Source organism: Enterobacter sp. 4974935, from assembly GCF_058661735.1.
Genome location: NZ_JBZWGT010000003.1, coordinates 3934900 through 3947656, shown reverse-complemented (window position 1 = coordinate 3947656; position 12757 = coordinate 3934900). Strand labels below are relative to the sequence as shown.

The 12757-nt window shown below is 55.7% G+C and carries 9 protein-coding genes and 3 tRNA genes; 8 read left to right on the top strand and 4 right to left on the bottom strand.

Annotation, left to right across the window (positions count from 1 at the left end):
• Positions 1–35: 35 nt before the first annotated feature.
• A complete protein-coding gene (gene epmA, locus AC4OVS_RS20105) occupies positions 36–1013 on the top strand; it encodes an elongation factor P--(R)-beta-lysine ligase (protein ID WP_003855960.1) in 978 nt (325 codons plus the stop codon).
• Between the two features lie 178 nt (positions 1014–1191).
• Positions 1192–2691 (top strand): glutamate/gamma-aminobutyrate family transporter YjeM, encoded by a 1500-nt coding sequence (gene yjeM, locus AC4OVS_RS20100; protein WP_032625184.1) that lies wholly within the window; start codon positions 1192–1194, stop codon positions 2689–2691.
• Between the two features lie 40 nt (positions 2692–2731).
• On the opposite strand, the gene mscM is transcribed toward yjeM, so the two are convergent.
• The 3 genes from mscM to rsgA form a co-directional block, all read right to left on the bottom strand.
• Positions 2732–6055: a miniconductance mechanosensitive channel MscM gene (mscM, locus tag AC4OVS_RS20095; protein ID WP_022646812.1), complete on the bottom strand. Its 3324-nt coding sequence runs from the start codon at positions 6053–6055 to the stop codon at positions 2732–2734.
• Between the two features lie 19 nt (positions 6056–6074).
• Complete coding sequence (gene asd / locus AC4OVS_RS20090) at positions 6075–7043, bottom strand: archaetidylserine decarboxylase (RefSeq protein ID WP_491922669.1); 969 nt, start codon at positions 7041–7043, stop codon at positions 6075–6077.
• Between the two features lie 97 nt (positions 7044–7140).
• Positions 7141–8193, bottom strand: a complete 1053-nt coding sequence (rsgA, locus tag AC4OVS_RS20085) for a small ribosomal subunit biogenesis GTPase RsgA (RefSeq protein WP_072202591.1) — start codon at positions 8191–8193, stop codon at positions 7141–7143.
• 107 nt (positions 8194–8300) lie between these two features.
• Between rsgA and orn the strand changes: the two genes are divergently transcribed.
• From orn to AC4OVS_RS20065, 4 genes are all read left to right on the top strand, one after another.
• The gene (gene orn / locus AC4OVS_RS20080) at positions 8301–8846 is read left to right on the top strand and encodes an oligoribonuclease (protein ID WP_038415130.1); all 546 of its coding nucleotides are present in this window, start codon (positions 8301–8303) and stop codon (positions 8844–8846) included.
• A 196-nt stretch (positions 8847–9042) separates the two neighbouring features.
• Positions 9043–9118: transfer RNA gene (locus tag AC4OVS_RS20075), tRNA-Gly, on the top strand.
• A 45-nt stretch (positions 9119–9163) separates the two neighbouring features.
• A tRNA-Gly gene (locus tag AC4OVS_RS20070) sits at positions 9164–9239 on the top strand.
• Between the two features lie 45 nt (positions 9240–9284).
• Positions 9285–9360, top strand: a tRNA-Gly gene (locus AC4OVS_RS20065).
• A 270-nt stretch (positions 9361–9630) separates the two neighbouring features.
• Here the strand turns inward: AC4OVS_RS20065 and queG are convergent.
• Entirely contained in the window at positions 9631–10770 is a 1140-nt protein-coding gene (queG, locus tag AC4OVS_RS20060) for a tRNA epoxyqueuosine(34) reductase QueG (protein WP_491922668.1), read from the bottom strand.
• Here queG and nnr point away from each other — a divergent pair.
• Both nnr and tsaE read left to right on the top strand, forming a co-directional pair.
• On the top strand, positions 10769–12292 hold the full coding sequence (gene nnr, locus AC4OVS_RS20055) for a bifunctional ADP-dependent NAD(P)H-hydrate dehydratase/NAD(P)H-hydrate epimerase (protein WP_491922667.1): 1524 nt from the start codon (positions 10769–10771) through the stop codon (positions 12290–12292). The two genes, queG and nnr, sit on opposite strands and share 2 nt — an antisense overlap.
• On the top strand, positions 12285–12746 hold the full coding sequence (gene tsaE, locus AC4OVS_RS20050; RefSeq protein WP_491922666.1) for a tRNA (adenosine(37)-N6)-threonylcarbamoyltransferase complex ATPase subunit type 1 TsaE: 462 nt from the start codon (positions 12285–12287) through the stop codon (positions 12744–12746). Before nnr ends, tsaE begins: the two co-directional genes overlap by 8 nt.
• The last annotated feature ends 11 nt before the right edge of the window (positions 12747–12757 follow it).

The window sequence follows — 12757 nt, the reverse complement described above, 5'->3', positions numbered from 1 at the left end:
CTTCGTGCCCTTGTCTGAAAACGGAGAAATAACTCATGAGCGAAACGGCCACCTGGCAGCCGAGCGCATCCATTCCAAACCTGCTAAAGCGCGCAGCAATTATGGCGGAGATCCGCCGCTTCTTTGCGGATCGCGGCGTCCTGGAGGTGGAAACGCCGTGCATGAGTCAGGCGACGGTCACGGATATTCATCTGGTCCCGTTTGAAACCCGTTTTGTTGGCCCAGGCCACTCTCAGGGCATGAATCTGTATCTGATGACCAGCCCGGAATACCATATGAAGCGTCTGCTGGCGGCCGGGTGTGGTCCGGTCTATCAGCTGTGCCGTAGCTTCCGTAATGAAGAGATGGGCCGACACCATAATCCGGAATTCACTATGCTGGAGTGGTACCGCCCGCACTACGACATGTATCGTCTGATGAACGAAGTCGACGATCTGCTCCAACAGGTGCTGGATTGCGCGGAAGCTGAAACGCTCTCCTATCAGCAGGCCTTCCAGCGTCATCTGGAAATTGATCCGCTGTCGGCTGATAAAACACAGCTGCGTGAAGTGGCGGCAAAACTGGATTTGAGCAACGTGGCGGATAACGAAGAGGATCGCGACACGCTGCTGCAACTGCTGTTCACCTTTGGTGTTGAACCGCAGATTGGCAAAGATCGTCCGACGTTTGTCTATCACTTCCCGGCCAGCCAGGCTTCACTGGCGCAGATCAGCACCGAAGATCACCGCGTGGCGGAGCGCTTTGAGGTGTACTTTAAAGGCATCGAGCTGGCGAACGGTTTCCATGAGCTGACCGACGCGCGCGAACAGCAACAGCGTTTCGAGCAGGATAACCGCAAGCGCAACGCGCGCGGTCTGCCGCAGCAGCCGATTGACACCAACCTGCTGGAAGCGCTTAAAGCCGGTCTGCCGGACTGCTCCGGCGTGGCGCTGGGTGTGGATCGCCTGGTCATGCTGGCGCTGGGCGCAGAACAACTGGGCGATGTGATTGCCTTTACGGTCGATCGCGCATAAAGAATTGCCGGGTGGCGCTGTCGCTTACCCGGTCTACTCGGTCATTTAACTCTGCCACATTAAAAACTACTATCTTCTCTATGCACGGGTCTTTTTCTTAATTTGACTCGGATAGCCACAATATTTGTCTGGTCATCTGCTACCATCCGCGCAGTTTAATTCCGTTTCGGATGGTTATATGTCTCACTCACTCAAAAAAATGACCCTTACCGGGCTCATCCTGATGATTTTTACGTCAGTTTTTGGCTTTGCCAATAGCCCGTCCGCGTTTTATCTGATGGGCTACAGCGCGACGCCGTTTTATATCGTTTCCGCGCTGTTCTTCTTTATTCCGTTTGCGCTAATGATGGCGGAGATGGGGTCGGCGTACAGGAAAGAAGAAGGCGGCATCTATTCGTGGATGAACAACAGCGTCGGTCCGCGTTATGCGTTTATCGGTACGTTCATGTGGTTTTCATCCTATGTCGTCTGGATGGTCAGCACGGCGGCCAAGGTCTGGGTGCCGTTCTCAACGTTTCTCTTCGGTGCGGATAAAACGCAGGTCTGGTCTCTGGCGGGGCTGAGTTCCACACAGGTGGTCGGTATTCTGGCGGTGTGCTGGATGGTGGTTGTCACGCGGGTGGCCTCGAAAGGCATCAACAAAATTGCCCGTATCACTGCCGTTGGCGGAATTTCCGTGATGTGCCTGAACCTGGTGCTGCTGCTGGTCAGTATCGCTATTCTGTGCCTGAACGGCGGGCATTTCGCACAGGAAGTCAACTTCGTTTCATCGCCTAATCCGGGTTACCAGTCCGGGCTGGCCATGCTCTCCTTCGTGGTGTTTGCCATCTTTGCTTACGGTGGAATTGAAGCCGTGGGCGGGCTGGTCGATAAAACCGAAAACCCGGAAAAGAACTTTGCCAAAGGCATTATCTTTGCCGCCATCGTCATTTCCATTGGCTACTCGCTGGCGATTTTCCTCTGGGGCGTCAGCACCAACTGGCAGCAGGTACTGAGCAATAACACCACCAACCTCGGCAACATTACCTACGTGTTGATGAAAAGCCTGGGGGTGACGCTGGGCAACGCCATGGATCTCGCGCCGGAAACGTCGGCCACCCTGGGGATCTGGTTTGCGCGGATTACCGGTTTGTCGATGTTCCTCGCCTATACTGGCGCGTTCTTCACGCTGATCTACTCGCCGCTGAAAGCGATTATTCAGGGGACGCCAAAGGCGCTGTGGCCCGCACGTATGACGCAGCTGAATGCTGCCGGTATGCCTGCCAACGCGATGTGGATGCAGTGCCTGCTGGTGTGCGTGTTCATTCTGCTGGTGTCCTTTGGCGGCGATACCGCGTCGGCGTTCTATAACAAGCTGACCCTGATGGCAAACGTATCGATGACGCTTCCGTACCTATTCCTGGCGCTGGCGTTCCCGTTCTTTAAGGCGAAGCGGGATCTGGAGCGACCGTTTGTGATCTTCAAAACCCGCGTGGCGACGCTGCTGGCGACCACTGTTGTGGTGCTGGTCGTCGCGTTCGCCAACATCTTTACCGTCATTCAGCCCGTGGTTGAGGCAAATGACTGGAGCAGCACGCTGTGGATGGTTGGCGGACCGATCTTCTTCTCGCTGCTGGCAATGGGGATTTATGAGAACTACCGCCGCCGCATGATGACCTGCGTGGCAGAAGTGGCATAGCGGATGAAAAAACCCCTCCCGGAAGGGAGGGGGAAATGGATTATAAACTTCCCGCCGGGCGCGAACGCGCCGCAGATGTCAACGTTCTTCCTGTCTTACGTCCGTCCAGCGTTTCCAGACGCATCTGGAAAGGTGGGAACGGCATATCAATTCCGTGCTCGCGGAAGCCAGCCAGGATCAGCTGGTGGATCTCATGGCGCAGCGGCATACGGTGTCCCATCTCGGCGGCGTAGATACGCAGCTCGAAAATCTGGATCCCCTGCTGCAAATCAACCAGGAAGACTTCCGGCGGCGGGTTGTCGATTACCAGCGAACAGCGTTCAGCAGCCGTATACAGGATCTGCGTCACCTCTTCGCTGTTGGCATCCGACGGAGCGGGTACGGTCAGCACCACACGCGTGACGGAGTCAGACAGCGACCAGTTGATAAACTGCTCGGTGATAAACGCTTTGTTCGGGACGATGATCTCTTTACGGTCCCAGTCGCTGATGGTGGTGGCGCGGGTGTTGATCCTGGTAACGCTGCCGGTCAGATCGCGGATGGTCACCGTATCGCCAATTCGAATCGGCTTTTCAAACAGAATGATCAGACCCGAGACGAAGTTGGCAAAGATCTCCTGTAAACCAAAGCCCAGGCCTACGGTCAGGGCGGCAACCAGCCATTGCAGTTTTGACCATTCGATACCAATCATCGAGAAGCCAACCAGCCCACCAAACAGCATGATTAAATACTTGGTAATGGTGGTGATCGCATAGCCTGTGCCGGGGGTTAAATCCAGATGCTGCAACAGCGCCAGCTCCAGCAGGGCAGGGAAGTTACGGATCAGCTGCGTGGTGATAATGAGTACCAGAATCGCAATCAGCACGGCCCCTAAGGTGATGGGCTCCAGGCTTTCGACCCCCTGCACCGTCGACGTCACATCCCACAAAGAGATGTTCTCCAGGAAGCCAAACGCAGAGTGGATTTCCGACCACAGGAAGATCACCGACAGCAGGGCAACCAGCATCAGAATTGAGCGTACCAGCCGCAGGGACTGGGTACTGATCGCATCGAGATCCAGTTCGACGTCATCGGCGTCTGAAGTCCCTTCGGTGCTGTTGACGTGGTTCGGCTCTTCCTCACCCCGCGCGCGCTGGGCCAGTATTTCTGCGCGACGATGTTTGGCACGGTCAAACGCCAGACGACGACGCTGGATCAGCATGCCGCGGCGAATAACATGGTAGACCACCAGCAGCAGGAACCAGATAGCTACTGACGTTTCCAGTCGTGCGAGCAGCGCTTGCGATGTGGCGAGATAACCGACAGCCGCCGCCAGCATCGCCGCCAGCGGCGCGCTAAGCAGCAGGTTCCACAGCAGACGGTTAAACATGTTATCGCCACTGCCGGACTTGTCGAGATAGAGCGGGATCCCGGCGCGCTTCAGGCTGAGCGTCACTACCGCTAATGCCCCGCAGATCAGCATAAAGCACAGCCGTCCCAGCGAGCCGGAGAACTCCCGGTCATTGAGATTATCGAACATGATCAGCGCCATAATTAGCGGCACAATCAGCCCGATGCTCATCAGGTAATAGCGCATCGCCCGCGCCACGCGATTACGCGGCCAGCCAAAGTGAGCGATGAACAGACCATTTGGCCGCGCAAACGTGGCGCAAATCATCACCACCCACAGCAGCGGAACGGTGGCGGTCACGCCATCGCCAATTGCGACGGCAAGCGGATAGGGCCAGGCTTCACGCAGGCCGTATCCGAGCGTCATCCACAGCACCGGCAGCGGAGACGCGACCAGAATTGACCAGAACACTGTACGCAGCGTCAGCCAGAAGTGATCCTGTGTCACTTTCCCCACACGGGCGCTGGAGCGCTCAAGGAAACGGGTGAAGTGGCGACGGGAATAAATACTGAAACCCACCAGAATCAGTGCCCCCAGCAGCGGGAAGATGGTCTCCTTACTGGTGAGCATCATCACGCTGGCGAGACCCAGCTGGCTGAAGGTGTCCAGCGAAATGAGGCGGCGCAGATCCTGCACGATCTCGATCGGCCAGGCGAAGGTCATCGGCCGCACGTCGGAGGTCCAGAACAGGTAACGGTGCGTGGCTTCGTTGACCTCTTTCAGCGCGTCCTCCAGCTGGCTGTTTGAGACTTTCAGCTTGGTGAGTTCGAGGATCAGCGTATCGCCCCCCTGCAACAGGGAATTGAGCAGTTCGCGTTGGGTGCGCAGCTGCGCTTCCAGAATACGGCTTTGCTCGCCGGTGAGCGGCTGTCCGTCAGCCTGACGGATCTGGCGGATTTGCGGCTGCTTATTAAGAAGGTCTTCATAATGAAGACGCTGAACGCGCAGCTGCGCCATCTCCGTATCAAGCTGCTGCGGTTTTGGCATCTCTGGCAGACGAGCCACCTGTGCGCGTAACGCTTCGCCCAACAGGTTAGACGAGCCAAGCCACTGGGACTGTTCACGCAGCGTGTTGAGAGCCTGACGAACCTGGAGGGTTTGATTAGTGGCCTGACGCTGCTGCGAGGCCACCAAATCCATGCGCTGCGCCTGCTGATTCAGCGCGGCAGAAAGCTCGCGGTTAACCTTAAACTGGGCGACGATGCTGTCGGGCAGGTTAGCGCTGTTTTCGGCCAACAACTCGGTGCTTTCCAGCGCACGTTCAGCTTCACGCTGACGCTGGCTGTTGAGTTGATTTCTCAGCGCCTGGAGATACGCATCCAGCTGTTCGCTCTGCTTCTGCGCCAGTTCCGAACGCATCCGCGACAGCTCCTGGCGGTTGTTAGCAGACAGCTGTGCCAGCTCCAGTTCATCAACCAGCGCTTTTAGTCTGGCGGATTCCGCCTGTAGCCCAAGATTTTGGGCCTGATTCTGCGGGGTGTTGCCGGTCTGCGTCCCAATGCGGCGTTCCACCTCATTTAACTGACGGCGGGCATCGGTTTGCTGCTGTGGAAGCTGACTGAGAGAGTCGGCAATTTCACGCGCCCGTTCCTGCTCCTGCTGTGCCAGACGGCTTTTTTCCAGCAGCTGGCTGCTGACTTGCAGGATCTCCTGATTCAGCGCCTCGGACGTCATCCCTGCGGGTACCTGGCGTGGTTCATCACGCAGGCTGTTTAACTGCGAGCGCAGGGTTTGAGAGAGTTTGGGGAAGTTGTCGATAACCTGCTGATATTGCTGGGCGCGCTCAAGAGAACCCTTTCGTTCCTCAAGTGCGTTCAGTGCAGACTGGAGCGACTCAACGGCCTCCGGCTGAGCGGGTTTCGCCGCTTTTGCCTGCTCCAGCTCCTGGGTTATCTGTTTGGCGTCGGGGGCCGTCGCTGCGTACGCCCCCATGCTGAGGCACCAGGCCATCAGTAATACGATAATCGGGCGCACGTCAGCGATCCTTCTGTTGTTAACCTTCGTCTTTTTTGTCGTCAACCAGCGGGCTGGCATCGTGCTCGGCTTTGATCTCTTCTTCCGGCAACGGGACTGGCGCAACGTCTGGCGTTGCAAAGACCTCCGTCGATACTGCCAGAGGCTGGCCGAGTTTGGTCACGGACAGGCTTTCCAGCTCGTCGACAAGGTTAACTTTGCCCGGTGCGAACAGGTTGATTACCGTTGAGCCCAGCTTGAAGCGGCCCATCTCCTGACCTTTCAGCAGGGCCACAGAACCTTCTTCTTCCCCGGCAGGCCAGGTCCAGCGCTTGATCACGCCTTCGCGTGGCGGCGTAATGGTGCCCGCCCAGACGGTTTCGATGCTGCCCACAATGGTAGCACCTACCAGAATCTGCGCCATTGGGCCAAATTCAGTATCAAACAGGCAGATGACGCGCTCGTTACGGGCAAACAGGTTAGGGACGTTTTGCGCCGTCAGGTGGTTTACAGAGAACAGATCCCCCGGCACGTAGATCATCTCGCGCAGGATGCCGTTACACGGCATATGAACGCGGTGGTAGTCGCGTGGGGAGAGATAGGTGGTCGCGAAAGTCCCGTTGCGGAACAGATCCGCCATTATGTAGTTACCGGCCAGCAGCGCTTCCAGGCTGTAGTTATGGCCTTTCGCCTGCAAAATTTTGTCGTCTTCAATTTTACCCAGCTGGCTGATCACGCCGTCAGCAGGCATCACCAGCACGTTCGGGTCGGTATTCAGCGGGCGCACTTGGTCGCGCAGCGGACGCACAAAAAATTCGTTGAAGGTGCGGTAGCTTGCCGTATCCGGTTTCTGCGCTTCTTTCATGTCGACCTTGTAGTATTTCACGAACAGGTCGATGACCAGTTTGGTCAGCCAGCCCGCTCGTTTGCTCGCGCCCCAGCCCGCCAGGCGAGTGAGCCACAGTTTAGGCAGAATGTATTGAAGCGAAAGTTTAAATGAGTTTAACAAGGTAGCCTCCAGGCCATTGTTTTGTCGTTCCTGATCCGGCAGTACGCTGCCGGAACCTGAAAAAAGGGGACGATTTTAGCGACGCTTAGCTTAGTTGTCAGTTATCAGAATCAGAAAAGTTTTTACGCGTTTTTACCTGGTCCATGCTTTCGAGAATACGATGGTAATTTTCGAAACGGGTTTCCGCTATTTCACCGTTCTCCACCGCTTCGCGGATGGCGCAGCCCGGATCGTTGTCATGTTTACAGTCGCGGTATTTGCAAGCGCCTATATAGTCATGGAATTCGACAAATCCGTTAAAGATTTGTTCCGGCTCAAGATGCCAGAGACCAAATTCACGCACACCCGGGGAGTCAATCACATCGCCGCCGTGCGGGAAGTGATAGAGACGTGAGGCGGTGGTGGTGTGCTGGCCCAGCCCGGAGACGTCCGACACATCGTTGGTCAGGATTTCTTGCTGAAGGCCGAGCAGGTTGTTAAGCAGGCTCGATTTACCCACGCCAGACTGCCCTGCAAAGATACTGATGCGGTCGGTCAGCGCATCTTCTAACGGCTTCAGGCCATCTTTGGTGCGGCTGGAAACCATCAAAACGCGATAACCAATATTGCGATAGATATCCATCTGCTCATTCACAAAGGCCATGGCCTCGTCATCCAGCAGATCGATTTTATTCAGCACGATGAGCGGCTCAACCTGTAGCGTTTCGCAGGCCACCAGGTAACGGTCAATAATGTTGAGCGAAAGTTCGGGTAAAATCGCTGAAACGATCACGATCTGGTTGATATTGGCGGCAATGGGCTTTACGCCGTCGTAGAAATCAGGACGGGTCAGAACCGACGTGCGTTCATGCACGGCTTCAACGATACCTTTAACCGTTACCCCTTCCGCAGCCGCTTTGCCTGGACGCCAGACCACGCGGTCACCGGTCACCAGGGAACGGATGGTGCGACGGATATTGCAACGGTGGATGTCCCCGTCGGCAGACTCGACATCGGCATGCATACCGAAGCGGCTAATCACCACGCCTTCCGTCGCTTCGCCAAACAGGTTGTCGTCGTAATCGGGTTTCTCCGTAGTGGTTTTAAGACGGCGCTGGTGATTTGCATTCACGCGGCGCTGCTGCCCTTTGGAGAGTTTATTTTTACTCAATCGCGCTGGCTCCTGGTCGCCCATAGCGGGCAAAACCTCTATGATACACTCTAATTAATACTAGTTAACCTGCTACTGCCGGTTAAGCGAGAAGGGTGGAAAATAACATGAGCGCGGACGAAAACAACCTGATTTGGATCGATCTGGAGATGACCGGCCTGGATCCCGAGCGCGATCGCATTATTGAGATCGCCACACTGGTCACCGATGCCAACCTCAATATTCTGGCGGAAGGCCCAACGATTGCCGTGCACCAGTCCGATGACCAGCTTGCGCTGATGGATGAGTGGAACGTGCGTACCCATACTGGCAGCGGGCTGGTGGAACGCGTGAAGGCCAGCACTCTGGGCGACCGCGAAGCGGAGCTGGCGACGATTGAGTTTCTGAAGCAGTGGGTGCCGGCAGGAAAATCGCCTATCTGTGGCAACAGCATTGGTCAGGATCGTCGTTTCCTGTTTAAGTACATGCCGGAGCTGGAGTCCTATTTCCACTACCGCTATCTGGATGTGAGCACCTTAAAAGAGCTGGCCCGCCGCTGGAAACCGGAAATTCTCGACGGCTTCACAAAGCAGGGGACGCACCAGGCAATGGACGACATCCGTGAGTCTGTTGCGGAGCTGGCGTACTATCGCGAAAACTTTATTAAGCTTTAATTTTGCGATCCGGCGCCTTGCGTGGCCGGGTTTTTGTCGCTAAATTGTTCAGCTTGCCGATTAAATAAGCACTTGAACTGAATTTCAAAAAAATCGCTTTGAGGGGGGTTGCAGCTAAACGGATTTCTCGTATAATGCGCCTCCCGTAACGACAGAGAATTACACGTTACGACAGCAACAAAAGCAGTACAGATTTGCGGGAATAGCTCAGTTGGTAGAGCACGACCTTGCCAAGGTCGGGGTCGCGAGTTCGAGTCTCGTTTCCCGCTCCAAAATTTGAAAAGTATCGCAAGATACGCCAGCACCAGAACACCCAAGCGGGAATAGCTCAGTTGGTAGAGCACGACCTTGCCAAGGTCGGGGTCGCGAGTTCGAGTCTCGTTTCCCGCTCCAAAATTTGAAAGTATCGCAAGATACGCACAGCACCAGAATACCCAAGCGGGAATAGCTCAGTTGGTAGAGCACGACCTTGCCAAGGTCGGGGTCGCGAGTTCGAGTCTCGTTTCCCGCTCCAAATTCTTCTTCTTCCCTAAATTATCCACAGCGAAATGCTTCGTTGGGGACGTTTTCTATTGTATCTGAAACACTCTTGTAAACAGAGTTATCCACAGAAACTGTGATAAATCCCAGTTGTACAAAATGTTAGCAGGGTGAATAATATCTTCGTAATTAACTGTAATCTATGAAGAAAATTTGATTTCAAAATGTTATTGAGATCACTTGACCTGTTTGCTAAACCTTATGGCGCCTGAATTCTTATTTTTATTCACAGCCTGTGAATATATCACACATCCCGTGGCAGCCCTTTTTCAATCATCCTGACCAGGCGCTGTTTCTTCGGTAATTGTACTTCAACCACGCCGGCATTTCGCTTCTCAATTTGCTGCGCAATCGCCCATTCTATGTGCTCATCAAGAAGTGGGTGCTCACCTCTGCGGCTTTCGAGCGCCTGAAGATTGGCTTCATCCCATGGGGCATTACCCAGCGCAACGGCCACATTACGCAGCCAGCGCAGGTGGCCGATACGACGTATGGCGGAACCTTCCGTCACCTTCAGGAACCAGGCTTCGCTCCAGGCGAACAGTTCGATCAGCTGCGGGGCATGTAACGCCTTGCGGGGACTGAAGTCTTCTTCGTCCGTCAACTGTGAATAGCGGTTCCACGGACAAATCAGCTGGCAGTCATCACAGCCGTAGATGCGGTTGCCAATAAGCGGACGAAATTCCTCTGGAATAGCACCTTCCAGCTCGATGGTGAGATAAGAGATACAGCGGCGCGCATCAACGGTATAGGGTTCAACGATAGCGCCCGTTGGGCATATGGTCATACAGGCCACGCAGCGGCCACACCCTTCTTCCACCGGACCGTCTACCGGCAGGGGTAAATCAATCAACAATTCACCCAGGAAAAAGAATGAGCCCGCGTCGCGGCTTAAGATAAGTGAGTGCTTACCTGTCCAGCCAAGCCCGGCTTTTTCGGCGATCGGGCGCTCAAGAATAGGCGCAGAATCGACAAAGGGTCTAAAATTCAGCGAAACACAGTGCTGCTGAATGGTTTCCCCGAGCTTTTTTAGACGGTTGCGCAGAAGTTTATGGTAATCACGTCCCAGAGCGTATCGGCTGACGTAACCCAGCGAAGGATTTTTTAGCGTGCGCGCAAAGGCCGCGTTAGCGGGCAGATAGTTCATGCGTACGCTAATGACGCGCAGCGTACCCGGCAACAGCTCGTGGGGGCGGGCACGCATCATACCGTGACGCGCCATCCACTCCATCTCGCCGTGGTATTGTTTATCCAGCCATGCCTGTAGCTTAGGCTCGCTGGCAGAGAGGTCGGTATCGGTAATACCGACCTTCTGGAAGCCCAGTTCAGCACCCCACTGTTTTATTTTTTGCGCTAATTCATTGAGATCGAGGGGCTGTGACATGACGGACCATACTGTGAAGAAAAACCCCGCAAGTATACCACATTCCATCTGGCATGCGGATGACATCCGTCGGGCCGAAAAAGAGGCCGCAGATAGCCTGGGCGTTACCCTTTATGAACTGATGCAGCGCGCGGGCGAGGCGGCGTTTAACGTAGCGCGCACGGCTTATCCGGATGCCTCGCACTACCTGATTCTGTGCGGGCACGGCAATAACGGTGGCGATGGCTATGTGGTGGCTCGTCTTGCGGTGGCGGCGGGGCTGCGCGTCACCCTGCTGGCGCTGGAGAGCGACAAGCCGCTACCGGAAGAGGCTGGCATGGCGAGAGAGGCCTGGCTGAATGCGGGGGGCATTATTCATGCGCCTGATATTATCTGGCCCGAGGATGTCGACGTGATTGTTGATGGTCTGCTGGGAACGGGGCTGATGCGCGCGCCTCGCGATGACGTCGCCGCGCTGATTACCCACGCTAATGCGCACCCCGCCCCGGTGGTGGCGCTGGATATTCCCTCCGGCCTGATGACGCAAACCGGCGCGACGCCGGGCGTGTCGATTGAGGCTGCGCACACCGTGACCTTTATCGCCCTGAAGCCGGGTTTGCTTACCGGTAAAGCGCGGGATGTCGTGGGGACGTTACATTACAACGCACTGGGGCTGGAAAACTGGCTGGCTGGACAGGATACCCACATCACCCGCTTTGATGCCTCCCTGCTTGCTCAGTGGCTGCCTCCGCGCCGCCCCACATCCCATAAGGGTGATCATGGCCGGCTGCTGATTATCGGTGGCGATCATGGCACGGCAGGTGCGATTCGCATGACAGGAGAGGCCGCGTTGCGCAGCGGTGCCGGATTAGTACGCGTGCTGACCCGCAGCGAAAACATTCCGCCGATTATTACCGCGCGGCCGGAGCTGATGGTCCACGAGCTTGCCCCACAGGCGATTGAAGAGGGTCTTGAGTGGGCGGACGTGGTAGTCATTGGTCCGGGCCTGGGTCAGCAGGAGTGGGGTAAACAGGCCCTGCAAAAGGCCGAGAATTTTCGTAAGCCGATGCTCTGGGATGCCGACGCGCTTAACCTTCTGGCAATAAACCCGGATAAGCGTCACAATCGCATTCTGACGCCACACCCCGGCGAAGCCGCACGGCTGCTTAACTGTAGCGTGGCAGAAATTGAAAGCGATCGCTTACTTTCAGCCCAACGTCTGGTAAAACGTTACGGAGGTGTTGTCGTTTTGAAAGGGGCGGGGACCGTTATTGCCAGCGATGATGCGATGGGCATCGTTGATGCCGGTAATGCAGGCATGGCGAGCGGCGGCATGGGTGATGTGCTCTCTGGCATCATTGGCGCATTGCTCGGACAGAAACTTCCCCTTTATGATGCAGCCTGTGCTGGCTGCGTGGCCCACGGTGCGGCGGCTGACAGGCTGGCTGCTCGTTACGGAACGCGCGGTATGCTGGCCACCGATCTTTTTTGCACGCTGCGGCGTGTTGTTAACCCGGATGTGATTGACGTAGAAAATGACTAATCGAGCGATTCCTTTACCTGATGAACAAGCCACTTTAGATCTCGGCAAGCGCGTGGCGCATGCCTGTCAGGGGGCGACCGTCATTTATCTGTATGGTGATTTAGGCGCGGGTAAAACAACCTTCAGCCGTGGTTTTTTGCAGGCGTTAGGCCATAACGGGAACGTAAAAAGCCCGACTTATACGCTAGTAGAACCGTACACGCTTGAAAATATCATGGTGTACCACTTTGATTTATATCGTCTTGCGGATCCTGAGGAGCTGGAATTTATGGGGATCCGCGATTACTTTGCCAACGACGCCATTTGCCTGGTGGAGTGGCCGCAACAAGGTGCGGGTGTGCTGCCTGACCCGGATGTCGAAATTCACTTGGATTATCAGGCACAAGGGCGTGAGGCGCGCATCAGTGCGGTTTCCTCATCAGGCTGTTCCTTACTGGCGCGTTTAGCCGGTTGAGCGTAGGGATA

Coding starts and splice junctions, on each gene's coding strand:
- epmA (WP_003855960.1), top strand. CDS start 36: ATGAGCGAAACGGCCACCTGGCAGCCGAGCGCATCCATTCCAAACCTG.
- yjeM (WP_032625184.1), top strand. CDS start 1,192: ATGTCTCACTCACTCAAAAAAATGACCCTTACCGGGCTCATCCTGATG.
- orn (WP_038415130.1), top strand. CDS start 8,301: ATGAGCGCGGACGAAAACAACCTGATTTGGATCGATCTGGAGATGACC.
- nnr (WP_491922667.1), top strand. CDS start 10,769: ATGACGGACCATACTGTGAAGAAAAACCCCGCAAGTATACCACATTCC.
- queG (WP_491922668.1), bottom strand. CDS start 10,770: ATGTCACAGCCCCTCGATCTCAATGAATTAGCGCAAAAAATAAAACAG.
- tsaE (WP_491922666.1), top strand. CDS start 12,285: ATGACTAATCGAGCGATTCCTTTACCTGATGAACAAGCCACTTTAGAT.